Source organism: uncultured Ruegeria sp. (assembly GCF_947504215.1).
GTDB lineage: Bacteria > Pseudomonadota > Alphaproteobacteria > Rhodobacterales > Rhodobacteraceae > Ruegeria.
The window spans coordinates 15738-40393 of sequence record NZ_CANNGO010000003.1; the positions used below are offsets into that span (position 1 = coordinate 15738).

Annotated in this window: 26 protein-coding genes; 8 read left to right on the top strand and 18 right to left on the bottom strand. The window is 56.4% G+C overall.

The features are described from left to right. Positions 1 to 71: 71 nt before the first annotated feature. Positions 72 to 263 carry a hypothetical protein gene (locus Q1B21_RS07160; protein WP_299887632.1) on the top strand — a complete coding sequence of 64 codons (192 nt, stop codon included), beginning with the start codon at positions 72 to 74 and terminating at the stop codon, positions 261 to 263. Positions 264 to 265: 2 nt separating this feature from the next. Here the strand turns inward: Q1B21_RS07160 and Q1B21_RS07165 are convergent, their stop codons facing one another. Continuing rightward, complete coding sequence (locus Q1B21_RS07165) at positions 266 to 913, bottom strand: RluA family pseudouridine synthase (RefSeq protein ID WP_299887635.1); 648 nt, start codon at positions 911 to 913, stop codon at positions 266 to 268. Between the two features lie 97 nt (positions 914 to 1010). Between Q1B21_RS07165 and Q1B21_RS07170 the strand changes: the two genes are divergently transcribed. Then, complete coding sequence (locus Q1B21_RS07170) at positions 1011 to 1421, top strand: nuclear transport factor 2 family protein (protein WP_299887638.1); 411 nt, start codon at positions 1011 to 1013, stop codon at positions 1419 to 1421. Positions 1422 to 1423: 2 nt separating this feature from the next. Further along, the gene (locus Q1B21_RS07175; RefSeq protein WP_299887641.1) at positions 1424 to 2134 is read left to right on the top strand and encodes an SGNH/GDSL hydrolase family protein; all 711 of its coding nucleotides are present in this window, start codon (positions 1424 to 1426) and stop codon (positions 2132 to 2134) included. Here the strand turns inward: Q1B21_RS07175 and rarD are convergent. The 10 genes from rarD to Q1B21_RS07225 all read right to left on the bottom strand — a co-directional run bounded on the left by rarD (position 2125) and on the right by Q1B21_RS07225 (position 13241). Beyond that, positions 2125 to 3030, bottom strand: a complete 906-nt coding sequence (gene rarD, locus Q1B21_RS07180; protein ID WP_298937309.1) for an EamA family transporter RarD — start codon at positions 3028 to 3030, stop codon at positions 2125 to 2127. The two genes, Q1B21_RS07175 and rarD, sit on opposite strands and share 10 nt — an antisense overlap. A gap of 169 nt (positions 3031 to 3199) precedes the next feature. Further along, positions 3200 to 5653, bottom strand: a complete 2454-nt coding sequence (locus Q1B21_RS07185; RefSeq protein ID WP_299887644.1) for an FAD-dependent oxidoreductase — start codon at positions 5651 to 5653, stop codon at positions 3200 to 3202. 89 nt (positions 5654 to 5742) lie between these two features. Beyond that, positions 5743 to 6726: a GlxA family transcriptional regulator gene (locus Q1B21_RS07190; protein WP_299887646.1), complete on the bottom strand. Its 984-nt coding sequence runs from the start codon at positions 6724 to 6726 to the stop codon at positions 5743 to 5745. Positions 6727 to 6735: 9 nt separating this feature from the next. After that, entirely contained in the window at positions 6736 to 7629 is an 894-nt protein-coding gene (locus Q1B21_RS07195) for a homocysteine S-methyltransferase family protein (protein ID WP_299887648.1), read from the bottom strand. 11 nt (positions 7630 to 7640) lie between these two features. Then, the gene (locus tag Q1B21_RS07200; RefSeq protein WP_299888509.1) at positions 7641 to 8693 is read right to left on the bottom strand and encodes an alcohol dehydrogenase family protein; all 1053 of its coding nucleotides are present in this window, start codon (positions 8691 to 8693) and stop codon (positions 7641 to 7643) included. 3 nt (positions 8694 to 8696) lie between these two features. Then, complete coding sequence (locus Q1B21_RS07205) at positions 8697 to 9173, bottom strand: cupin domain-containing protein (protein ID WP_299887651.1); 477 nt, start codon at positions 9171 to 9173, stop codon at positions 8697 to 8699. A gap of 18 nt (positions 9174 to 9191) precedes the next feature. After that, positions 9192 to 11648 carry an FAD-dependent oxidoreductase gene (locus tag Q1B21_RS07210; RefSeq protein ID WP_299887654.1) on the bottom strand — a complete coding sequence of 819 codons (2457 nt, stop codon included), beginning with the start codon at positions 11646 to 11648 and terminating at the stop codon, positions 9192 to 9194. Between the two features lie 15 nt (positions 11649 to 11663). Beyond that, the gene (locus tag Q1B21_RS07215; RefSeq protein WP_299887656.1) at positions 11664 to 12044 is read right to left on the bottom strand and encodes a GFA family protein; all 381 of its coding nucleotides are present in this window, start codon (positions 12042 to 12044) and stop codon (positions 11664 to 11666) included. A gap of 4 nt (positions 12045 to 12048) precedes the next feature. Next, on the bottom strand, positions 12049 to 12672 hold the full coding sequence (locus Q1B21_RS07220; protein ID WP_299887659.1) for a LysE family transporter: 624 nt from the start codon (positions 12670 to 12672) through the stop codon (positions 12049 to 12051). After that, on the bottom strand, positions 12672 to 13241 hold the full coding sequence (locus Q1B21_RS07225) for a helix-turn-helix domain-containing protein (RefSeq protein WP_299082101.1): 570 nt from the start codon (positions 13239 to 13241) through the stop codon (positions 12672 to 12674). Before Q1B21_RS07225 ends, Q1B21_RS07220 begins: the two co-directional genes overlap by 1 nt. Before the next feature lie 131 nt (positions 13242 to 13372). On the opposite strand from Q1B21_RS07225, the gene Q1B21_RS07230 reads away from it, so the two are divergent. Then, positions 13373 to 13639 (top strand): DUF1294 domain-containing protein, encoded by a 267-nt coding sequence (locus tag Q1B21_RS07230; protein ID WP_299887662.1) that lies wholly within the window; start codon positions 13373 to 13375, stop codon positions 13637 to 13639. A gap of 29 nt (positions 13640 to 13668) precedes the next feature. Here the strand turns inward: Q1B21_RS07230 and Q1B21_RS07235 are convergent, their stop codons facing one another. From Q1B21_RS07235 to Q1B21_RS07245, 3 genes are all read right to left on the bottom strand, one after another. Continuing rightward, on the bottom strand, positions 13669 to 14133 hold the full coding sequence (locus Q1B21_RS07235; RefSeq protein ID WP_299887665.1) for an NUDIX domain-containing protein: 465 nt from the start codon (positions 14131 to 14133) through the stop codon (positions 13669 to 13671). A gap of 29 nt (positions 14134 to 14162) precedes the next feature. Further along, positions 14163 to 14618, bottom strand: coding sequence for a GAF domain-containing protein (locus Q1B21_RS07240; protein WP_299082097.1), 456 nt, complete (start codon positions 14616 to 14618; stop codon positions 14163 to 14165). Between the two features lie 92 nt (positions 14619 to 14710). Further along, on the bottom strand, positions 14711 to 15883 hold the full coding sequence (locus Q1B21_RS07245) for an acetyl-CoA C-acyltransferase (protein ID WP_299887668.1): 1173 nt from the start codon (positions 15881 to 15883) through the stop codon (positions 14711 to 14713). A 100-nt stretch (positions 15884 to 15983) separates the two neighbouring features. On the opposite strand from Q1B21_RS07245, the gene Q1B21_RS07250 reads away from it, so the two are divergent. The 3 genes from Q1B21_RS07250 to ggt all read left to right on the top strand — a co-directional run bounded on the left by Q1B21_RS07250 (position 15984) and on the right by ggt (position 18586). Beyond that, entirely contained in the window at positions 15984 to 16322 is a 339-nt protein-coding gene (locus tag Q1B21_RS07250; protein WP_299887671.1) for an STAS domain-containing protein, read from the top strand. Between the two features lie 22 nt (positions 16323 to 16344). After that, the gene (locus tag Q1B21_RS07255) at positions 16345 to 16794 is read left to right on the top strand and encodes an ATP-binding protein (protein ID WP_299887674.1); all 450 of its coding nucleotides are present in this window, start codon (positions 16345 to 16347) and stop codon (positions 16792 to 16794) included. A 214-nt stretch (positions 16795 to 17008) separates the two neighbouring features. Further along, entirely contained in the window at positions 17009 to 18586 is a 1578-nt protein-coding gene (ggt, locus tag Q1B21_RS07260) for a gamma-glutamyltransferase (RefSeq protein ID WP_299887676.1), read from the top strand. A 35-nt stretch (positions 18587 to 18621) separates the two neighbouring features. On the opposite strand, the gene hspQ is transcribed toward ggt, so the two are convergent. Next, positions 18622 to 18948 (bottom strand): heat shock protein HspQ, encoded by a 327-nt coding sequence (gene hspQ, locus Q1B21_RS07265; RefSeq protein WP_298937326.1) that lies wholly within the window; start codon positions 18946 to 18948, stop codon positions 18622 to 18624. Positions 18949 to 19276: 328 nt separating this feature from the next. Between hspQ and Q1B21_RS07270 the strand changes: the two genes are divergently transcribed. After that, positions 19277 to 19858, top strand: coding sequence for a lytic transglycosylase (locus Q1B21_RS07270; RefSeq protein ID WP_298937327.1), 582 nt, complete (start codon positions 19277 to 19279; stop codon positions 19856 to 19858). Between the two features lie 15 nt (positions 19859 to 19873). Here Q1B21_RS07270 and Q1B21_RS07275 read toward each other — a convergent pair whose 3' ends face one another. Genes Q1B21_RS07275 through Q1B21_RS07285 form a run of 3 tightly spaced genes read right to left on the bottom strand, consistent with a single transcriptional unit; the run spans position 19874 to position 24645 of the window. Further along, positions 19874 to 20470, bottom strand: coding sequence for an outer membrane lipoprotein carrier protein LolA (locus Q1B21_RS07275; protein WP_299887680.1), 597 nt, complete (start codon positions 20468 to 20470; stop codon positions 19874 to 19876). 39 nt (positions 20471 to 20509) lie between these two features. Next, the gene (locus Q1B21_RS07280; RefSeq protein ID WP_299887683.1) at positions 20510 to 23449 is read right to left on the bottom strand and encodes a DNA translocase FtsK; all 2940 of its coding nucleotides are present in this window, start codon (positions 23447 to 23449) and stop codon (positions 20510 to 20512) included. A 14-nt stretch (positions 23450 to 23463) separates the two neighbouring features. After that, positions 23464 to 24645, bottom strand: a complete 1182-nt coding sequence (locus tag Q1B21_RS07285) for an aminotransferase class I/II-fold pyridoxal phosphate-dependent enzyme (RefSeq protein ID WP_299887685.1) — start codon at positions 24643 to 24645, stop codon at positions 23464 to 23466. Between the last annotated feature and the right edge of the window lie 11 nt (positions 24646 to 24656).

The following is a 24656-nucleotide window of genomic DNA, read 5'->3' on the forward strand; positions in this document are numbered from 1 at the left end:
ACACCCCCCTGACAGGGATGTGTCAGGAGTGATGCGCGAGACTTTCTAAGAGCTGAAGAAAGGATCGAAAGATGTCTTACTACGACAACCACGTCATGATGAGCTTGAAACTTGGCCGCTGGTCTCAGGAGCATTCGCTGCGCGCGTATGAGATTGAACGCGAGTTTATGGCAGCCCGTCAGAAAAAATCGGTTAAGCCCAAAATACGCATTAAGCGGTTTTCATTGGGCAACCTGAAATCCCTTTGGGGCAGCACGGCCTGACCTCAGAACGCGGGCGCGGCCCTGAATTTCATAGACACCCCACCTTCCGGGTGTTTCAGGCGCAATTCCTCGGAATGCAGCATCAAGCGCGGGAAATCACGGGCCGCACCTTCGGCATAGAACGGGTCGCCCAGAATCGGGTGCCCCGATGCCAGCATATGAACCCGCAACTGATGCGACCTGCCCGTCTTGGGAAACAAACGGATGCGAGTGGTGTCGGCTTCGTGCTTAACAACGCGCCAATCCGTGACCGCCGGTTTTCCGGTTTCGTGACAAACCATCTGACGCGGACGGTTGGGCCAATCCACGATCAACGGCAGGTCCACCGTGCCGACCTTGGGCTCAACAATCCCCCAGACACGCGCGACATAGGTCTTCCGGGTCTGGCGCTTTTCAAACTGCAGGCCCAGATGCCGTTGCGCATGTGGCGTTTGGGCGAAAACCATCACGCCGGATGTATCCCGATCCAACCTGTGCACCAGCAATGCCTGGGGAAACGATGCCTGAACCCGTGCCAGCAGACAATCCGCCAGATGCTCTCCGCGCCCTGGCACTGACAACAAGCCCGGCGGTTTGTTCACTACGATCAACTGCGCATCTTCGTGCAACACGTCCAGCGGCGTTTGAGGGGGGCTATAGGTCTCGCTCATGGGCGCCTGCCTATCGCAGCCCGCCACCTCTCGCAACGTCGTCCTTGCCTGTCGGCTGACCTTCGGCAACTCTCGTTCCAGCGACAAAGGAGAGGCCATGCACCCGACCATCGAACGACTGCAAGAGGTTGTTGCCAAAGGCGACGAATCGCTGATTTCAGAGCTTCTGGCCGAAGATGTCCGGTTCATGCCGCCAACATATTACAGCACTTGGACAGGCCGCGCACCAGTCGCGGCCGTGTTGGGCCATGTTGGACAGGTCTTCTCGGACTTCAGCTATCGCCGTATTATGGGTCAGGGGAAAGACTGGGCACTGGAGTTTCAGTGCAAGGTCGGCGATCTGGATGCCGTTGGTGCAGACCTGATCACGTTGAACGACGACGGCCTTGTGCAGACCTTTGAGGTTGTCATGCGACCCTACAAAACCATCGGTGCATTGCGCGAAGCGATGATGGCGCGTGTGATGACCGATGTCCGGTTTCTGGAATTCAAAAACGCCCTGAGCTGATCATGCCCGCTCGAATTGATACCGATCAGATTCTGCGCTGGCCACTATTGCCCGTGCTTGCCGCGCAAGGCCTGTCCGTGCGGCGCAAGGCACAGTTGCTGCCAGAACCAAAAGGCCCAAGGGAAGGGCGCGCAGGTCGTGGACCTCGCCTGCGTTTGTTGATCGCAGGCGACAGTTCGGCAGCTGGGGTTGGCGCGGGGACGCAGGCGCAGGCCCTGTCGGGGCATTTGGTGGGAAAACTCGCCAAACACCATTCAGTCGAATGGCGCCTCGAGGCCACGACGGGCCATACGACCGAGGACGCGATCAACCGCCTGCAATCACTTCAGGGCCGGTTCGATGTCGTGGTGACTGCGCTTGGCGTGAACGATGTAACCCGCGCCGTGACACGCAAGCAGTTTGTCGAACGGCAAACCCGGCTTGTAGATGTCCTGACAGGTACCTTCGGCGCACGTCGGGTTGTCGTGACAGCCGTACCGCAGATGGGTCGGTTCCCCGCCTTACCGCAGCCGTTGGCTTGGGTTCTCGGGCGTCAGGCTGCGCGGTTGGATCACGGGCTGCGGCAGGTCGCCGACGCCTGCCCCCAAGTTCGGCACCTGACGCTGGACCTGCCGGATGACCCGGCACTGGCGGCTCCCGACGGGTATCACCCTAGTCCAAAAACGTATGCGCTCTGGGCTGAAGAGGCGGCGCGCCTACTGCTTCAGGTCTGAGCTCGGGCTTGCCGGATCATCGGGATTGAGTAGACCACGAGGGCCGACCAGATTAACGGGAATGCAATCATGCGACCCCGGTCAATTTGTTCGCCGAAAACAGCGACTGCTGTAACAAAAATCATGGTCGGGGCGATGTATTGAAGAATGCCCATTGTGGACAGGCGCACTAGCTTTGCCCCATTAGCATAAACCAACAACGGAACCGCGGTCACGATACCGGCACCTGCCAGTAGCATCGTGTCTGTCGCAACCGATCCGAAATGGCCAGTGCCTTGCGCGCCTAACCATGTCACATAAGCCAATGCCGGGATCAGAAGGATCAAAACTTCCAACAAAAAACCCTGATTGGGACCAATGGGAAGCGAGCGTTTGAAAAACGCATAGAACCCCCAGCTAAACATCAGACCAAGCGCGGCCCAGGGCAACCGCCCGGCCTCAAGCACCAGCACCAGAACGCCAAGCGCCGCTAAGCCAACTGCCACCAATTGTGTGCGATTTAGTGGCTCGCGCAGCAGGATCGCACCCAGCGCGATGCTGAACAGCGGGTTGATATAGTATCCTAGTGCTGCGTCCAGCGCGTGCCCTGACGTGATTGCCCAGACATAAATCGCCCAATTCACAGATATCAACATTGCCGTCAAAGCGGCCATGCCGAGCATGCCCGGGTTCCTGATAGCAGCTTTGATATCCCGTGTACGGCCAAGGGCGACCAACAGCAATCCTGCGATAGGAACCGACCAGATGATGCGATGGGCCACGACCTCAACCGGTCCGATATGTTCCATCGCTTTCATATAGATTGGCAGAAAACCCCACAGCACATAAGCGGTTACAGCCAAGACCAAGCCCTTTGGCGTGTCCTCGTTCTGAGGCTGTTTCGGCAAGTTGGCCATTGTGGGTCTCCGGTTGATACCAAAGACCTTTACGGCAGATCAGCGCCTGTTGGGAACTGTGAAATCCGTGAAGTCGGACATCAAGAAATGTGATGGGTCCTTGGCAGACTAGCGCATCCAGAGGAATCGAGGCGCATACACGCCTCGACCAGTTCGTCATTGCGTTTTGTTAGACCTTCACGCGTTCTGATTTCGGATCATACATCGGCTTCAGCGACGCTTCGGCTTTGACCTTTACGCCGCAGACATCGATCTCGTAGGTCGACGCCAACACATCAGCAGGTTTCTCACCTGCGCAAGGCACATAGCCAAGGCCAATCGCGCCACCCAGAGTATGGCCGTAGTTGCCCGAGCTGAGATAACCCACATATTCGCCATCCCGCACAATGGGTTCGTTATGGAACAACAGCGGCTCGGCGTCGGTCAGCTTGAACTGCACCAAACGGTTCTTGGGCCCGCTTTCCTTGCGCGCAATCACGGCCTCACGCCCGATGAAGTCACTGCCCTTATCGACTTTGACTGCAAAACCAAGCCCGGCATCGACCACGTGATCCTCGCACGTAATGTCATGGCCAAAATGGCGGAAGCCCTTTTCGATCCTGCAACTGTCCATCATATGCATCCCGCACAGCTTCAGCCCCAAGTCCTGGCCTGCCTCGTGAAGCGTTTCAAAAACATGACCTGCCATGTCGGAAGACACGTAGATTTCCCAACCAAGCTCGCCCACATAGGTAACGCGATGCACGCGGGCCAAACCCATGCCGATCTCGATCTCTTGTGCTGTGCCAAAGGGGTTTGTGATATTCGAGAAATCAGCGGGCGAGACTGTTTCCAATAACGCCCGCGCATTGGGGCCCATAACAGCCAGAACGCCTTCGCCTGCCGTTACGTCAGTGATAACGACGTTGAAGCCTCCGGCGTGGCGCATCATCCAAGTCTGGTCGGCCAATCGGGTCGCCGCTGGAGTGACGACTAAGTAACACGTTTCAGTCAGACGGGTCACGGTCACATCTGCCTCAATCCCTCCTAATCGATTGAGGAATTGGGTGTAGACGATCTTGCCGTTGGCCACCGAGTAATCGCCGCCGCCAATGTAGTTCATGAACGCCTCGGCATCCGGTCCTTCGACGCGAATTTTGCCGAACGAAGACATGTCATACATGCCCACGTTTTCACGCACCGCACGATGCTCTGCAGCCGAATTCTCGAACCAGTTCTGGCGCTTCCAGCTGTATTCATACGCGCGCTCCTGGCCCTCATTGGCGAACCAGTTTGCCCGTTCCCAACCCGCTAGCTCGCCCATTACGGCGCCCTGTTCCATCAACTGGTGATGGAATGGGGTCCGACGTACACCGCGCGCGGTGGCTTTTTGGCGATACGGATAGTGATCGGCATACAATAGACCCAGCGTTTCCTTCGAGCGTTCGAATAGATACTGCTTGTTGCCCTGGAACGGCTGCATTCGACTGACGTCTACATCGCCCAGATCGAAAGGCTTCTCACCGGAATCCATCCACTCAGCCAATGCCATTCCTGCGCCACCAGCAGATTGGATACCAATAGAATTGAAACCAGCTGCAACCCATACATTGTCCATCTCGGGTGCCAGCCCCAAATGATACGCATCGTCCGGCGTAAAGGATTCCGGCCCGTTGAAGAAGGTGTGAATACCCGCCTCGGCCAACATCGGCATCCGGTTACACGCCGCTTCGAGGATCGGCTCGAAGTGGTCAAAATCTTCGGGCAACTGATCGAACTCGAAACTGTCGGGAATGCCTTTCATCGCCCAGGGCTTGGCATTGGGTTCAAACGCACCCAGCAGGATTTTTCCCGCGTCTTCCTTGTAGTAAGCACATTCATCCGGCACGCGCAGCACCGGCAGCTGCGTCAGCCCATCGATCCCTTCGGTCACGATGTAAAAGTGCTCGCACGCATGGAGCGGCACGTTCACCCCGGCCATGCGACCCACTTCGTGGCCCCACATTCCGGCGCAGTTGACGACCATATCACATTCAATGTGGCCCGACGCGCTGCCATCATCCGCGACCCAATCTACACCCGTGACATTGCGACCATCTTTGACGATGTCGGTGACCTTCACACGTTCTTTGACAATCCCACCCCGCTGCCGCGCGCCCTTGGCCAAGGCCAGCGCGATATTGGCTGGATCCCCCTGCCCGTCGAGCGGCAGGTAAACCGCGCCTTTCACGTCTTCCAGATTCAAGTGCGGATACAACTCGCCAACACGCGCGTTGGAAATTTCTTCGACCTCGACACCAAAAGCCCGGGCCATCGCGGCCTGACGATAGATTTCTTCCTTGCGCTCTTCGGTCAGGGCAACGGTGATCGATCCGCACCGTTTGAACCCGGTGGCCACGCCCGTTTCTTCCTCTAGCGCGCCATAGAGTTCCTGACTGTATTTCGCCAGTTTGGTCATGTTCGCAGTCGCCCGCAGCTGGGCGATCAAACCTGCAGCGTGCCAGGTTGTGCCGCTGGTCAGCTGCTTGCGTTCCAGCAGCACAACATCGTTCCAACCTTTTTTGGTCAAGTGGTAGGCGACAGAGCATCCGATAACGCCGCCACCGATGATGACCACGCGGGCCTTGTTAGGAAGATCAACCATTCTGACGACTCCACTTTGTCAGGTTTCATCCTGAATGACATGAAAGATCGACAGGAAACCCACCAAAAACGTCAGCGCGTCGGCAAAAATCACCTTTGAGACGCTTGTCGTTTTTCCCGCCGCATCACAAACGGCGTGATGCCAAAAACGCTTTTGTAGACTGACGAGAACCCGTTGGTGAAACCGCAAGCCAACCCAATTTCCCGCACGCTCATCGTTGTGTTCAACAGTAGGTTATTGGCTTTGGCCAATCGCATTTCTCGGTAGAAGCTATTCGGGGTCGTGCCGAAGAAGGATTTGAATTTGCGTTCCAGCGATCGGTTCGACAGGTGCAAATCCTTAACGATCTGGTGAATTGGCATCGGATCTTCGATATTCGCCTGCATCAGCTTTATACACTGATCAAGCTTTGCATCCCCGGTAGCGGTTGTTTTTGCGCCAGAAAACGGCTGCATGGATGAGAAATCGCGGATGTTCTCATGCAGCATGATATCGGCTACCGTCATCTTCGCAGGTCCCGAGATATGCCGACCTATTACGGCCAAGGCGATGTCCGCCGTCGCGCCCATCCCTGCGCAGGTCACGACGCCACCCTGTTCAGTAGCAATCGAGAGCTTTGCCTCGAATCCTGCCCCACGTTCGCGAAGAAAAAAGGCATTTTCCCAATGGGTTGCCAGATCGGCAGTGCCTTGTTCGTCAATGTAACGGCTCGCGGCTTCGGCCAGCAAAAAAACCTGGGCACCACGATAGGTGTAGTCTGAAACGATCCGCCCCAGTGACAGATCTGGCTGATCGGGGTCCGAGTTGCCGATAACAAACAGATAATCAGCCTTTGGCTGCGATGGCACGCATTCAGTTGAAACCGTGGCATCGCTGCTGCTGGCCACCGAACCGCCCCGCAGGGACCGGTACGCGTATCTGAACGGGGGCGCAGCGCAGACCCGGTTTGCCAGACGCAATACATCCACCAGTGACGCCACTTCCAGCAACACAAAACCCGGTGCGACCAGAATGTCGAAGCTCCAGGTTTCCTGAGTTTGCTCGGAACCATTGGGGGATGTTTTGGCTGCCATGTGCCTTCCTCAGACGATCCGATGCCCGGCTAATCGAAGCTTTTTGGACAAAACCTCGATATGATCAGGACCAATCTCGCAACACCCGCCGACAATGGTCGCGCCTTGAGCGATCCATGCCATGACATGTTCTGCGTATGCGTCCGGGTCAAGGTCCTGTCGCTGATCCAAACTGTCGACAGTTGGCGCATCTTCCAGGAACCCTGAGGAGATATGCGTGAACCCATTGGCATAAGCACCAAACGGCAGTCCCATCCCCGCAAGGATCTGCAAGGCAGCCGGAACGGCCTCGGGCCGCGAGCAATTGATCAGCACAGCATCCGGCCGATATCGTTCAACAAGCGGCGCGATGTCGCCAAGCGACTCACCGGAACGCAAACGTGTGCCATCCTCATCCATGACCGACAGCGCCAACCAAACTGGTTTTGCGGACGTTGCAGTGCCTCGCATTGCACCTTCGGCTTCAAGCACTGAAGAAACTGTTTCAATTAGAAACAGATCGACGCCACCCTCCATCAACCCAACCAATTCGGCGAATTTTTCGGCGGCGTCCACGGGATCGGGATTCAAGTCTGGGCGATATGACGCCAGCAAAGGCCCAAGAGCACCGGCAATGCGGGCATGTGTATCCGGGCGGGCTGCCCGAGCCTGCGACACGGCGGTTTCGACCAACACTTCCAGCTGATCCTCCAGCCCTTCACGCACCAGTCTCGAGCGGTGGATCGCATAGGTATTGGCTGTCGCAATTGTTGCGCCACGACGGAAGTATTCGGCATGGACGGCCTGGACCAACTCGGGATGGTCCATCATGACTTTGGTCGACCACAAAGGCGTCGGGCTGTCGCCGCTGCACTTGACCAGTTCTTGCCCAACCGAGCCATCCAAAAGAGTAATATCTGCCATCTTACGACTCCTCAGGGGATTAGAACCATCTTTCCCGGCAACGTTTTGGATAGGAAATCCTCTTGCGCCTTGGCAATGTCCTTCAGGGGGTAGGTGCGTGAAATCAATGGCTTGATCCGCCCTTCGTTCATCAACTCAACCAAGCGACCAAAAACCTCAGGCGACTGATGAGTGCAGCCGTGAATGGTGATGTCGCGCAGATAGATATCGCGCAGATCGGCCTCGACGATCGGACCGCCAATGGCGCCGGAGACGGCATAATGACCGCCCGGCTTCAGTGCGAGGATCAGGCCGGACCAAGCGGCACCACCAACCACATCTATCACGGCATCGAACATGTCCTTTGGGATGGAAGCGTCGCGTTCGAAAGTCGAAACAGCACCTTGTGATTTGACCGCATCTGCTTTGGCCGCACCGGTCACACCGCAGACGGACGCACCGCGCAAAGCCGCCAGTTGTACCGCCGCCAAGCCAACACCTCCCGACGCGCCAGTGATCAAGACCTTGTGCCCGGCGGTGACGCCAGCCCGTGTCAACAGGTTCTCGGCCGTCCCGAATGCGCAGGGAATTGCAGCGATTTCCACGTCCGTCAGGGGCGACGCGGACACATCGTAAAGGTCATCTGCCTCAACCAGACAGTATTGCGCGAACGCCCCGTCGATTTCTGAACCCAGTGCGATAAATCCATGCGGGTTACCGGGCCTTGGGCGTGGCAGGTTGATTGGGCACGTCACGCGCTGCCCATGTTCGAATGAACTACCTGTTCCAACGGCCTCGACGATACCGCACAGATCACCGCCCTGAACACGCGGGAACTGCAGGGCCCCGCCCCAACCGCCTGCTTCGACCTCTTGATCGACCGCATCCGTGGCGCCAGTCACATCCGACGAATACCAGCCCACCCGCGTATTGATATCTGTATTGTTGACCCCGGCAGCAGCCACCCGGACAAGCACCTGACCCGGCCCGGGCTGGGGAATGGGTATGTCGTCACGCCATTCCAACGCCTCTGGACCACCATGGCGTGTGAGGTAGACACCGGACATCGTTGCAGGAGATGCCATCATTCAGCTCTCGTCATCGGGGTGAGGCGGGATTGGTCCCATTGGCACGATATCGTAACGGGCATTCAACTCAGCCATCTTTGCCTCATCGGCGAAATCGGTTTCGCTCATCTTTGCCAGTTCCGCTAGAAAACCGTCAAACCCCGATGGTTGAAAGATCATCAGCATCTTAGCAGGCGCATTCCCGATCACGCGGCAAGCATGGGCTACCCCCGGCGGGACATGCATCGTGGTTCCTTTGCCACATCGGTGCCAATCCCCGTTAACGTAGAAGTCCACTTCACCTTCAAGGAAATAGAATGTCTCGGCATGGGTGTCGTGGCGATGAAGGCCAAGCGCAAAGCTGGCCTTCAGATTGTCTTCCATAAGCGTATAGGCACCATCCGTGTCCTTCCCGGACACTTTGACAAAGGTATGATCGTTTTCCCAGTCATAGTTGGGGCCCTCACCGGGTCCCAAAATGGCGTATCGTTTGCTCATGGCGGCCTCCTTGAGAGTTTAAGCGCGCAACCGCTCATTCTCGGGATCCCAAAGCGGTTGATCCTGCTCTACCACGGCGCGGCATTTCTGACCGTAGATTTCGATCTCAAGCTCGGTGCCCGGATTTGCCAGATCAGCCTTGATCATGCCCAGCGCGATCGATTTGCCAACGCGGTACCCCCAAGCGCCCGAAGTCGTCTCGCCGACGATCTCTCCGTTTTGCCAAATGCAGGACATGTAAGGCGCATCGCTATCGCCTGCATCAACGGTCATCGTGACAAATGCCTTTTTCACGCCTTGCTGCTTTTCGTTCAGGATCGCGGCCTTGCCCGGGAAGTCCTGTGGCTTGTTCAGCTTGACGAACCGCTCCAGCCCACCTTCCAGCAATGTGTAGTCGGTTGACAAGTCGCCCTTCCAGGTGCGGTAGCCTTTTTCGATACGCAGGCTGTTCAGAGCATACATGCCAAAGGGTTTGGCACCGACGTCCAAAATCGCATCATAGATCGCAGGCATATCCGCATTTTCGGCATGAACCTCCCAGCCCAGCTCGCCAGCGTAGGACACGCGCAACAAGGCGACCCAACCGCCCTTGATTTCGCTTTCCTGAAAACTGAGCCAAGGCAACGACAGATCTGCATCACATACTTTGCTCAGAACGTCCCGAGATGCGGGTCCCGTGACGATGAGCGTGCTCATTCGGGTTGTCCAATCGTCAAGCGCAAAGGCAGCGTCGGCGGGTATGTGGCGCTCCAGCCACTCGCGGTCGTGCCACTGCGCCGTCGCCGCCGTGACCAATATAAAGAGGTCCTCTGCCTCCCGCGTGACAGACATTTCAGTCACGATCCGACCGCGTTCATCCGAGAAATACACCAGCCCAACGCGGCCAATCTTGGGTAGCGCCCCTGTGACCATGCCACGAAGCCACTCATCCGCCCCAGGTCCTTGAATTTTGAATCGCGAAAAGCCTGGCAGATCCAATACACCGCAATGGTCGCGCACAGCCTCGCATTCCTGTTTGATCCGCTGCTCCCACGGACCAGAACGACCCCAGGTATGGGTCGCCTCAAGCGAGGTGTCATCGCCGGGTTGCGCGAACCAATTGGCGCGTTCCCAGCCATTATAGGCGCCCATGACACCGCCTTGGTCTTTGACCTTGACATGTATCGGCGACAGCTTTTTGTCGCGGGCGGCAGGCCATTCATGGTGGGGGAAATGCATGGCGTATTCATTGCCGTAAACTTCCATGCCTTTCCGATTGCAATAGTCCTGATCGGTGTAGTCGGTATATCGGCGCGGATCGACGGCCCACATATCCCATTCGGTGCTGCCATCGACGATCCATTCGGCCAGCACTTTGCCAGCACCACCGCCCTGCGCAATCCCGAAGGTAAAGGTGTGTGCCTCGAACGCATTCTTGACGCCCGGCATTGGGCCGATCAGTGGCAGACCATCTGGCGCATAGGGGATCGGTCCATTGATCACGCGGCCAACACCCGAGGTTGCCATCAGCGGCACACGCTCCATCGCGTCCGTCATGATATCCTCGATCCGATCCAGATCGTCATTCCACAGTTGGAACGAGAAATCTTCGGGCATCGGGTCATCCTCGGTCATCCAATGGCCCTTACAGTTGGGTTCATAGGGGCCAAGATTGAAGCCGTTCTTTTCCTGCCGCAGGTAGTAAGAGATATCTACGTCACGCAGTAGCGGTAGTTTCTTGCCGCCGTTCTCTTTTGACCATGTTTCGACTTCAGGCACTTCGTCGGTCAAAAGATACTGGTGGCTCATCACCATGGCCGGAACGGTGCGACCACCAAAGGCTTTGAACCATTCACCCACACGCTGAGCATAGTAACCGGCGGCGTTCACAACATAATCGCAGTCGATGTCGCCCTTATCCGTATGGACGGTCCAGGTTCCATCACCACGCTGCGTCACGCCAGTTGCGGGTGTGAAGCGCAGGATCTTTTGCCCAAGATCACGCGCACCCTTAGCCAGAGCTTGGGTCAGCTGCGCAGGATCGATATCACCATCGGTTGGGTCATATAGGACGCCTTCAAGGTCATGCGTTTCAAGAAATGGATACCGTTCCTTCGCTTCTTCCGGGGTCCACATCTCCATCGGGATACCCTGGTACCGACCCATCGACATGGCATGTTCGAATTCCTGCATCCGCTCCTTGCTGTGCGCCAATCGGATCGACCCCGAAACGTGGTAGTTCATTGGGTAGTCGACCTCATCGGCAAGGCGCGAATACAGCTCGGTCGAGTAGCGCTGCATATTCATGATCGCCCATGAATTCGAGAAGGTCGGTACATTGCCTGCAGCGTGCCATGTCGAGCCAGCAGTCAGTTCGTTCTTTTCCAGTAGAACACAATCGGTCCAGCCTTTTTTTGCCAGATGGTAGAGCGAGGACGTCCCCACTACACCACCACCGATGATGACCACGCGGGCTTTCGTCGGAAAATCACTCATGCGTTTAGTTCCCTATCACTGTGCCTCTTGAGGCAGGTCGTCTTTGATGTCGTAGTAATCGCCCTTGTCGGCCACAAAGATATGCCGGGCGAGCTTCAGGTCGGTGGGCTCATCCAACGCGCCCATAGCAATTGAAATCGTGTCTTCGTCATTGTGCTGCCAGAACAGGAACGATCCGCAGGCCCTGCAGAATCCACGGCGCGCAATGTCCGAGGCACGGAACCAACTCAGCGTTTCATCCGACGAAAAGCTGAGATTGTCCTCATGGGTACTGGTCGAGGCCCAGACATGGCCTGATTGGTTGCGGCACTGGCTGCAATGACACGCGGATGGTGCAGAAAGCGCACCATCGATCACAAACGCAACCGAACCGCATAGGCATGAGCCTGAATGCATGTGACTATCCCTTCGCAATAGGCGCGGTGCTGGTTCCCAGCAACACACCGTAGATGATGAAGCAGCCCGCCATCACCCGACGAACCCAAGTATTGAAAACCGCTCCTAAAGCCGCTTTTCCCATCACGGCGCCCAATACGGTGAACCCTGTGTAGCTGAACATTGTGATCACCAGCGCGGTCGGCATGATCATCACCATCTGCTCCCAGATCGGCACGTCTGGCTGCACGAACTGGGAAAAGGCCGCCAGATATCCGGCAACGCTTTTGGGGTTGATCGTCGCTACCGCCAATGCGTGCAGATAGACCTGCCGCGCAGGGCGTTCCGAAGCAGGCGCAGGTTTTGTTGCATTCATCCAGCCTCGAAGACCGAGCCAGATAAGAAATCCGGCTCCGACAAGTTTTGCAATGAAGAATCCAGTTGGTGAGGCAGCGATAAGGGCTGTCACGCCCAGCGCCGAAAGGATCAAGAATGCACTGGCCTGTGTCAGGATCGCCAGTACACCCAGCATCGCTTTGGAAAGCGGCAAGCTCATTCCGTTTGATATACAGTTGACCGCATTCGGCCCCGGTGTGGTGACGAACACCAGCCAGAACAGCGCGAATATGGTCCAGGCATCAAAGCTCATCAGTACACCGGCGGAGCGATGACCCAGATGGCCACAGCAGGAGAGAAGAATGGGTTCGACCATTGGTAGGGTTCGTGTCGGATCCGAAAGCTGTCACCGGGCCCAACCGTGAATTTGCGATCCCCAATTTTCAGATCCAGATTGCCCGAGATCATGTATCCCACTTCTTGCGTGGGCCGATTTGCAGGGGTCTGCATGCGCGAGTTCGGCTCAAATGTGGAATACACCATCTCAAAGTCATCGGTCAGATCGGGTGAGAGCAATTCTTCGATCAAACCTTCCTCATTTGACCCCATTGGCCGACGTGAACCTGCCCGGACGATGTATCCTTGCTCATCTGCTGGCGCGGCCGAATGTGCAAACAGCATCGACATTGGCACACCCAGACATTCTGCGATCAACCTCAGGTCTGAGATCGAAGGTTCAGACATATCACGCTCAACCTGGCTGAGCCAACCGACAGACCGATCCAATCGTGCGGCAATTTCGATCAGGGTCAACCCACGCGCCTTGCGCAGGGCGCGTAAATCCGCTCCGAGTGTGGCGCTGGGTAAGGCCTGGCTGTTCACTAAATGCTCCGAATCTTGTGAAATTTTCTTTCCGTTTTTCACGATGAAGCAAAACTGTGAAATTTCAAAGTATTTTTTCATTTGCAGCGTGTCACCCAGATGTCTAATCGTCTGGCATGTGGATTTCGGTAATGTACCTTTGGATGATCAACGTCCTGACCTTGCTAACTTTTGGTTGGGACAAGGCACGCGCAAAACGACGCAGGCGCAGGGTTCCTGAGCGTAAATTGCTCTGGCTGGCTGCGCTTGGTGGCAGCCCCGCAGCCTTCCTCGGTCGCTGGATATTCCAGCACAAGACACGCAAGCGCGGATTCACGATGTGGTTGCTAGGGATCGTTCTGGCGCAGTCGGCGGCTGTTTACCTGGTGATTTCAGGAAACCTTTTCGGGCTGGATTGACACGTAGAAACTACCCCTTTGAAAGGCGGTTACCCAAATTCTATCCGCAAATGATGACTTGGCTTTCTCAGAACAAACTCATCCCGTATCCAACGAAGAACCCGCCTTTGACCGCCGAAGGCAACCATTTCAACAGCAACGTCAAAGCTGACCCAAACATAGTCACTGTGCTCAAAGTTCAGTTCCACGTCAGCTTCGTTGTCGATGTAAGCAACAAATACTGGGGACATCGTTATGGCATCGCGATGTGGCTCGTAAAACTGTTCGCAAATGTCAGCAGAGTACAGCGAAACCGCTTCTAAACCCGTTTCTTCCCGCAGTTCACGCAGCGCAGCCTGCCAAGCGGTTTCGTTTTCTTCAATCGAACCGGCGATCTGGCACCATTCTCCTTCAAGCGACTGGGTGCGCTTCAACAGCAAGACTTCGACATTGTCACGACCTTCACGAATGGCGACCAATGAGACAATGAATGCTCTGATAGGAACTTCGGGCACATCGATATCCGCTTGCTTGAGCTGCGTTGTCAGTATCGCGAGAATACACTGGTTAGGATTTCACCAAGTTTCTCTGCGTCTTTCTCATCAAACGCATCCGGCTGGTCACTATCGATATCAAACACCGCGATAACCTCGCCAGCCGCGTTCCGGACCGGTAGAACCAGTTCGGATCGGGTCGAGGATGCACAGGCAATGTGACCGGGAAAGGCATCGACGTCGGCGACAAGCTGCACTTCACCCGTACGCGCGGCAGCGCCGCACACACCCCGATCAAAAGGGATCACAAGGCAACCATGGCCGCCCTGATAAGGTCCAATTTTCAACAACCCAGGCGCGGTGACGCGATAAAACCCGGTCCAATCGAACCGTGCATCAGAATGGTGCACTTCACAGGCAACAGTTGCCATCAGGGCGATTTCGTCAGTTTCACCCTCGGTCAGGGCAGCAATGGTTTTGGCAAGCGCGCCATAGTCGATCATCATGTGTGTACCCGTTTCGCTGAGGGGTCAGGACGCCGCCCGGTTCCCGAACCGCTTGGTCAATTCCCCCGAATTATTGCGAAACAGGGAAAGGGTCAAACGCGTTCAATGGCGATGGCTGTACCTTCCCCACCACCAATACAAATCGCGGCGACGCCCCGCTTGAGGTTGCGTTTTTCCAGCGCATTCAAAAGCGTCACCATGATCCGGGCACCGGACGCACCGATAGGATGCCCCAATGCGCAGGCGCCACCGTTCACGTTGACCTTGTCGCGTGTCAGACCCACTTCATGCATGAAGGCCATGGGAACCACGGCAAAGGCCTCGTTGACTTCCCACAGATCGACATCCTCTTTCGCCCAACCGATGCGCTCCAACAGCTTTTGCGCCGCCGGAACCGGAGCGGTGGTGAACAGACCCGGGGCCTGCGCATGGCTTGCATGGCCTAGGATCCGGGCGCGAACGTTCAGACCCTGAGCCTCAGCTGCGTCAGCAGAGGCGAGGACGAGCGCCGCAGCCCCGTCAGAGATGGAAGAGGAATTGGCAGCTGTGACGGTTCCGTCTTTCCGGAAGGCCGGTTTAAGGGTCGGTATTTTCTCAGGCCGCGCGGATTTGGGCTGCTCATCAACATCCTGCGTTAGTTCACCTTTTCGAGTTCGCACGACAAAGGGCGTGATTTCACCCTCGAACGCACCACTGTCCTGTGCCGTCAACGCGTTTGACAGCGATTGCAGGGCGTACTCGTCCTGTGCTTCGCGCGTGAACTGATAGGCTTCTGCGCAGTCCTCGGCAAAAGTGCCCATCAGGCGACCCTTGTCGTAGGCATCCTCCAACCCGTCGAGAAACATGTGGTCAACCACCTGACCATGGCCAATACGTGCCCCGCCACGCATCTTCGGCAGCAGGTACGGCGCGTTTGTCATGCTCTCCATCCCGCCTGCGATCATCGTGTTCGCATGACCCAGCGCGATCTGATCAAAGGCAATCATCGCCGCCTTCATCCCTGACCCGCACATTTTGTTGAGCGTGGTGGCCGGGACCTCTTCGCCCAGACCTGCCGCAAATCCTGCTTGACGAGCGGGCGCCTGACCCTGCCCCGCCGGAAGGACGCACCCCATCAACATCTCATCAACTGTCCGGACACCTGCCTGCTGCAGGGCAGCAAGCGCAGCACTGCCGCCCAGCTCAGCCGCAGTGACACTATCAAAGACACCCTGAAACCCACCCATCGGTGTACGCGCGGCCCCTGCAATCACGACTTCTTTCATCCCGGTATTCCTTCTGTTGTCGGCCCTTGAATACCGAATGGTAAGAATTGCCGTCTAGCGTATTTATACGACGCAATTTCAGTTTGGAGGGCAGTCGATCATGGGGCTGACCAGCACAATCACTGGCGCAACACAAGTTATCACGGTTCATTCCGACCGGATCGACGCCGCAATGGCCATACAGTTCAAAGAAGATATGCGCCGCGAAACCGATTCGGGTACAGATCGAGTTGTTCTCGATCTTGCGGGTGTGGAATTTATCGATTCCAGTGGCCTCGGCGCGATTGTCGCATCGATGAAGCAGCTGGGAGGCAATCGAAAACTGGATTTGGCGGGACCTCAACCTGTCGTCGAAAAGGTGTTCAGATTGACGCGCATGGACACAGTTTTTCGGCTGTTCCCGACCTTGGACGACGCATTGTCAGCCACTGCTGACTAACCTCTAGCAGGAGTGGACCGGCGTGAATCCAATTTCTAACGAGACCTGTCTGGAGTTGAGCTTTCCCGCAACGGAAGCTGAGGCCAGTGCCGGGATTGAACAGCTTAGCATCGGTTTGTCCAATCAAGGCTTACCTGTGCAGAAAGCGGATGATGTGAAAATCGCACTGGCTGAAGCCATCAACAATGTCGTCGAACATGCTTATGCTGGCATCGCGCCGGCGAAAGTACAGGTCACTTGTCGACTGGATCAGAATCGACTGGATATTCTGATCTCGGACACGGGCAACCCTCTGCCAGGATTGCACCCCCCTGACGGAATACCAGCCTCGGTCGATACGACGCCGCAGGATCTGCCGGAAGGCGGGTTTGGGTGGTACCTCATATATGAATTAACGAGTGATATCAGCTACGAGCGTCGCAGGGGATGCAATCGACTATCCTTGCGGTTTGATTTTACGGGGCACAGTTAGTTTAGCGAGGATAGTCACAATAAGGCCATTTTCGAACCATTGTAGCGCCCCAAACAACGTTCATAACTCATCCTGTAGCTCAGATAGCTTCCCTCGGCGTCACGAATCACAGCCCCCACCCAGTGAACGGCGCCGAGGAACTTCTCCCTTGAAATAGCTGGACAAAACGAGACCGCGATATACCTTCGCCACGTCAATGCGAAGGGGATGCGCCATGCGTGATTTGCACAAACCAGGTCGGTCAGAGGTTTTGGCAACCGAAGGGATGTGCGCCACATCGCACCCGCTGGCTGCAAAGGTGGCGATCGATGTTCTCGCCCAAGGCGGCAATGCGATGGATGCTGCGATTGCCGGTGCCGTTCTGCTTGGAGTTTGTGAACCGCAAATGACAGGATTGGGCGGTGATTGCTTTGTTCTGTTCAATCGAGCGGGCGAAAACGAAATACGCGCCCTGAACGGTTCGGGCCGCGCGCCTAAGAGCGCTTTGGCGCAACACTTGCGGGACAAGGGTTTTGCCTCCGTTCCATTGAACAGTCCTGACGCCGTTACCATCCCCGGGGCCGTGGACGCGTTTTGTCACCTTGCCCAGACCGAGGGGCGCTTGGGTCTGGAAGCCCTTTTGCAACCGGCGATTCACTATGCGGAACGGGGCGTTCCAGTCGCACCCAGAGTGGCTTTTGATTGGCAGATCGGTGCAGCGACGCTGCAAGGCGCAGCCAGAGAACGCTATTTGATCAACGGAAAGGCACCAGAAACCGGTCAGGTTTTTCGAGCACCGGGTCAAGCAGAAGTTCTACGCCAGATCGCCCGCAATGGGCGCGACGCCTTCTATTCGGGCGAAATCGCTCAAGACATGATCGCAGCATTGGCTTCAATGGGCGGCGTTCATACCGACGAGGATTTTATGAATACCAGATGCACGGTCACGGACCCCATAAGCGGAGACTACGGTGGCATCGAACTTGTCGAGCATCCGCCCAACGGACAAGGCGCCACGGCCATTCTGTTGCTGAACATTCTCAAGCATTTCGATCTGCAAAACATGGATCCTTTTGGGGCAGAGCGGGTGCATGTCGAGGCGGAGGCCACGAAACTTGCGTATGACGCACGCAATCGTCTCATCGCCGATCCGGATCACACCGATATGTCGGAGCGGTTCTTGAACCGTGAGATAGCAGAGCAGCTTGCCGCCCTAATCGATCCAAAACGCGCGATGTCAGCACCGGCGCCGCTGACCGAGACGATCCATAAGGACACGGTTTATATTACTGTCGTAGACCGTGACCGAATGGCCGTGTCGTTGATCTATTCCATATTTCACAGTTTTGGTTCAGGCATTGCATCCGAAAAATACGGAATTCTTCTGCAGAACCGAGGGGCTGGATTTACCTTGCAGCCGGGTCATCCCAATGAATTTGGTGGCGGGAAACGTCCCATGCATACGATTATCCCGGGGATGCTTCGCCAAAACGGCCGGGTGATGATGCCATTTGGAGTTATGGGCGGAGCCTATCAACCAACCGGTCACGCGCGTTTCCTGTCCAACCTTACTGATTTCGGCCTTGGCCTGCAGGAGAGCATTGATGCCCCTCGCGCTTTTGCTGACGGATCCGTCCTAAAGCTGGAACGCGGTCATACAGATAAAATCTCGAAACAATTGTCTGAAATGGGGCACAATATTCAAGAACCAGAAACACCATTGGGTGGCGCACAGTCAATACGAATCCACGAGGATGGAGTTCTCGAAGGAGCAAGTGATCCGCGCAAAGACGGCTGCGCCATCGGGTATTGACGGAAACCGCATCGAGACGTGCGGGTCAGACTTACTCAGTTAAGGTGGAAGTGCAACGGATATCCACCGTCTTCAAAAGGCCCGAACATGTTGGGAATATCGGGATGCTCAACGGGCTCACCCGACTGGTCAGCGATCAAATTTTGTTCTGAAACATAAGCTACATAGAAGGATTGGTCGTTCTCGGCCAGCAGGTGGTAGAATGGCTGATCTTTGATCGGACGGCTGTCTTCCGGGATTGCCTCATACCATTCCTCAGTGTTTGAAAACTCAGGATCCACGTCAAAAACCACCCCTCGGAAGGGATGTTTTTTGTGGCGAACCACCTGACCCAGGCGGTACTTGGCTTGTGTCTTCAGCATTATTCTGCCCCCAAAGCAGTTACTACCCCGTTCCGGGTATAAAATCCAATCATTGATCTGCAATTCAGGGAAACAGTCTGTGAACCTCTGACTGACAGTGTGCAAGGACATGGGGTTCGTTTTTTCAACTGCAAGGACAGGTTTTACTACGGTGACGTTAGGTTTCGTCGTCGATTAGCTGGCTGTCGCCCGATTTGCGACGCAGGAAATGACGTGTGCTTGCATGTCCACGCCTGACGGATCGGCCGTTTTGGCCATCGCTTCATGACGAATGTGATTCCCTCAGACTACAATCTGCGCTAGAATAAAGAAAAAAGGCACGAGGCACATGAGCAGAATTCTTATCGTACTCTTCGGGGTGCTGCTTTTGGCATCCTGCGGGGGTGGTTCGCAACGACCGCCCAGCAAGCTGAACGATGCATGCAGCATTGCGCGCGAACGTCCGGATTTCATCAAGGCGTTCAAAAGCACCGAACGGAAATGGGGCGTGCCTGTTCACGTCCAGATGGCGACAATCTACCAGGAAAGCCGATACCGCCACGACGCGCGCACGCCGCATCGTTACGTATTAGGCGTGATCCCGATGGGTCGGCAAAGTAGCGCCTATGGCTTCAGTCAGGCTCTGGATGGAACTTGGGATGAATATCAGCGCGAAACCGGAAAGCGCCGCGCCAAGCGGGATCGCATCCGCGATGCATCTGACTTTATCGGTTGGTACATGAACAAATCATACGAGCGCAACGGCATTCACCCCGCCGACACACGCAATCAGTATCTAGCCTATCACGAAGGTCACACTGGTTTTGCGCGCGGAAGCTATAACAATAAGTCCTGGCTGCTGAACGTCGCCAGCGATGTGGATTCACGCGCACAGTTGTATCAGTCACAACTGGCCGGTTGCAGATACTAAGACTGGCTTGGCGGGTCAGCGATTGTCTGACCCGCGCCTTTCCTTGCTGGAAAACAAATCCTGATCCAGGCGACCGCCGTCCGCCAGACGTCCAAGCAATACCGTGGTCTGGCTGCCTGCGTTATCATGGATCACCCATTTGCGAAGCTCAACCGGATCACCTGTGAACATAAGTTCAATACGACCGGAATCTGGGTTTTTGGGATCCTGAGCTGTCACGACTGTGGCCGTACCATCGAAGCTATGGCCCACGACCATATTCGCCTGACTAAGGTTCACGTTCCGCGCCAAAACCAAGGATAGTGGGGTGCGCTTCAGGGGATACTGCTCGGGCGGTTGGTTCGACTTAGGATCGAATATCTTGACGCTGCCAGACCGGGCCACAACAACCGCACTGTTGGGCGGGTCGTATTCAAACCGCATTTTGCCCGGTCGCTCCAGCCACAGCTTCCCTGTGCTCAGCGACCCGTCATCATTGACCTGAGTGAATGTTGTATGAACCGTTTTCAAACCGTTCAGGTAAGTTGATATCTGCGACAGCGGAAGCTTATCCGCGGCCCAGGCCGCCGGGGCAGCCAGTGTTAAAGCAAGGGCAAAAGCAATCTGTTTCATGACACTCAGATATGCGCTTTGACCTTGTTATTAAATATCCTATTGCTCGGGGATCAGGATTTCGCGTTTACCGACATGATTTGCCGATGAAACAACGCCTTCGTCCTCCATTTGCTCAACAAGCCGCGCAGCTTTGTTGTAACCAATGGCAAGTTTCCGCTGAATGTATGAGGTTGAGCATTTGCGATCCTTGATCACAATCGCCACCGCCTGATCGTACAAAGCGTCCTCACCATTGGTATTACCGCCGGTGTTCAAGCCCAAAACAGCATCGATATTGTCGGCTTTGTCTTCGGCCGGACCATCCAAAACGGTGTTCACATAGTCCGGCGGGCCGTACTGTTTCAGGTGGTTGACGATTTCTTCGACCTCTTCGTCCGAGACAAATGGGCCGTGACAACGGGTGATTTTGGCACCGCCCGCCATATAGAGCATGTCGCCCTGACCCAGCAGTTGTTCAGCGCCCATTTCACCCAGAATGGTACGGCTGTCGACTTTCGATGTTACCTGGAACGAAATACGGGTCGGGAAATTTGCCTTGATCGTACCGGTAATCACGTCGACTGAAGGCCGCTGCGTGGCCATGATCAGGTGGATACCCGAGGCCCGTGCCATCTGTGCCAGACGCTGAATACAGGCCTCAATCTCTTTACCTGCAACCATCATCAGGTCGGCCATTTCATCGACAATGACAACGATATAGGGCATCGACTCTGGTGCGAATTCTTCCGTCTCGAACATCGGCTCGCCGGTTTCATCGTCAAACCCGGTCTGAACCGTACGGCTGAACATTTCGCCCTTGGCCAGCGCATCCTTCACCCGGCCATTGTAGCCGGCGATATTGCGGACACCCATTTTGGACATCTTGCGATAGCGATCTTCCATCTCGCCGACGACCCATTTCAGGGCGACAACTGCCTTTTTCGGGTCGGTTACAACGGGCGACAGCAAGTGCGGAATGCCATCATAAACCGACAATTCCAACATCTTGGGGTCGATCATGATCAGGCGGCACTCATCCGGAGTCAGCTTATACAGCAGCGACAGGATCATCGTGTTAATTGCCACCGACTTACCGGAACCGGTGGTTCCGGCAATCAGAAGGTGAGGCATCTTGGCCAGATTAGCTACAACAGACTCGCCGCCGATATCCTTCCCCAATGCCAGCGGCAGGGCCTGATTGCCGTCGCCAAAATCTCGGCTGGACAGAATTTCCCGCAACACCACCATCTCGCGGTTCTCGTTCGGCAATTCGATGCCAATGACCGAGCGACCCGGCAGGGTCGAAACCCGTGCCGATAGCGCTGACATCGACCGCGCGATATCGTCGGCCAGACCGATCACACGGCTGGCTTTCAAGCCTGGTGCGGGCTCCAATTCGTACATGGTAACAACCGGGCCGGGACGGACGCTGACGATCTCGCCTTTGACGCCATAGTCATCCAGCACGTTTTCAAGCATCCGTGCATTTTCCTCCAAGGCCTCATCGCTCAGATGATGGCGCTGAATGGCGGACGGGTTTGACAACAAGCCAAGCGGTGGCAATTCGAAATCCGAGTGCTTTTCTTCGAATGACAATGTCGGTTGCGCCTCGGCCTGCGCACGACGCGACGGTGAAGGTGCACGGCGAACCGGTTGTGCCACAACGGGCTTCCGCGGCTCTGCGACTGGAATTTTCATCGCAGGACGTGATTGCATCGCCTGATCGGCCGCATCTTCAAACACGGCTTCGTCCTCAATTTCTGGCTGGGGCTGATACTCATTCATGTAGTCGTCGGCATCAGCCAGGTGCGGTGCATATGCGTCGGCAACCGGGTCTTGCCAGTCGACTGCCCCGGCACCTGTCATCGGCGGTTCCGGCGGCAACCCCGTCGAAGTCAGTGGCGGCTCGGGTGGCAATCCATCGTTCTGCGAAGCATTCAAGATCAGAGGGTCGGGTCCGCGCCCCCTGCCCTTGGTGAGCGGCAGATTCGGATCGGGCTCTGGTGTTACTTCTCCGCTGGCGACTTTGCGATTGCGCACAGCCGCCGAGATTTTGGACTGAATGCGGTCCTCTCCGGGCATGTCATCATAGCCCATGACAGGATCCGGGTCGATCAACTCGAGTTCTGGCATTGGGTCCGGGCGGCGGATCAGTGATGGCATTCTGGCCAGTAGACCCGTCTTAGCAACGGGTTCCGGATCGAACAATTCCGGCTCATCAAAGATTGGATCGGCGTAGGCCAACTCGTCCTCGTAAACAGCCTCGGCCGCTTCCACGCGAGCCGCTTTGCGATGGTCCCACTGCGCGCGACGTTCGCGCGCTGCCCGTGCCGTCGCTGATGCCCCGCGACCCAACAGGGTCATCAACATGTCGTAGGCCATCACGAGACCCAACAGAAACGCGCGGAACCCCCGCTGCACATCGGTTCTGATGAAGCCCAGCACAAAGATACCCAATGCGATCATCCCAACGGCCATAACCAGGGACATCAGTTTGACCAGAAAATGAGAGGCGATCGGCAGCAGGGTCAGCAAGGCGCCCATTGCAGTATCGCCAAACAGGCCTCCTAACCCATAGCTATGGGTCGCGCGCCACTCGGCACCGGGTAGCAGCGTTGCGGCGTACACAGAGACAACGGCAATCCAGATCGGGGCAAAGATCAAGCGGGCTACGGCCCGCTCTTCACCGAAATGCCCGGCAAACCGCACACCCCAGCCAATCAGCACCAACGCAATGCCCCAGCTTCCCCAACCAACGATCATGAACAGCGGCGCTACGATCGAGGCGCCGATCCGCCCCATCCAGTTCTGCACTGGTGCGTCTGTTGATACCATCCAGTTCGGGTCGTCCGGCGTATAGGACCAGATCATTGCAGCGGCGGCAAAGCCCAAAAGGATCAGGGCTATCCCGATCAGCTCCTTGCTGCGCCGTTCAATGGCGGCTTGGGTCGTGCTGTCCAACAATGGATCGCGGTTGCGCGCGTTGTAAGATGCCATTATGCCCTCGTACCTCACAAATAGATGCAGTCGCGGAGCTGGGTCAGCCCGTGCTGCATCTCTGTTCTTGGGGCCACCATGGCGACCCTGATAAACTGCTCGCCCGGGTTCTGTCCCGGATCACCTTGAGAAAGATATGCGCCCGGCAAAACCCGAACTCCGGTTTCCTGCCAAACCTTAAGCGCTGTTTCCTCGCCATTCTCGACGGGCAACCACAGGAAAAACCCGGCTTCAGCGGGCATGTAGCCCTGAACGCCGGCGAAAACCGCATCCGCAATGGCGTATTTTTCCTGATAGAGCGCACGGTTTTCAGCAACATGGGCCTCGTCTGCCCAAACCCGGGCAGCGGCAGCTTGAAGCGGTGCGGGCAACGGGGCACCTGAGTAGGCGCGCAGCTGTTTGACGCGCTTGATCGTTTCTGGCCCGCCTGCAATCAGACCCGACCGCAAACCAGCTAAATTCGACCGTTTCGACAGTGAATTGAACAGCGTGACCCGCTCGGGATCAGCGCCAAGCTCTTGTGCAACAGTCAGAACGCCAACTGGTGCCTCGTCGCGGTAAATCTCGGAATAGCACTCATCGGCGAAGATGCGGAAATCGTATGCCTCGGCCAGCCGGATTAATTCGGCCCAATATTCGCGCGATGCGACCGCCCCCTGCGGGTTCGCGGGCGAGCAGATATAGGCCACGGCGGTGCGGTTCAGCACGTCCTCGGGCAAGCCTGCATAATCCGGCAGATGTCCCGTGGCTGCGGTGGCAGATACGAAATACGGCTCCGCTCCGACCGAGATCGAGGCGACCATGTAGACCTGATAAAATGGGTTCGGGCACAGGACGACCGGTTTTTGGCCCTTCTTTTGTTCGGGGCACAGGGCCATCGCGGCATTATATAACCCTTCGCGCGTGCCGTTCAGAGCCATCACATTGGTGTCCGGATCCATCGCCACGCCATAGCGCCGTTTGATCCAGTCAGTGATGGCAGCGCGCAGTTCGGGTGATCCTTCATTCGGCGGATATCCCTGGAATCCACCGGCGTTTTCCATGATCATATCCGTCACCCAGGCCGGAAAATCGTGCTTGGGCTCGCCGATGGTCATGTGAATTACGTCGCCACCCGGCTGATGGTGATCCAACAGGGCGCGCAGGCGCGGGAATGCATATGCCGGTAGGTTCGAGAACCGCTCGGGGAAATTCATAAGTACTGCCT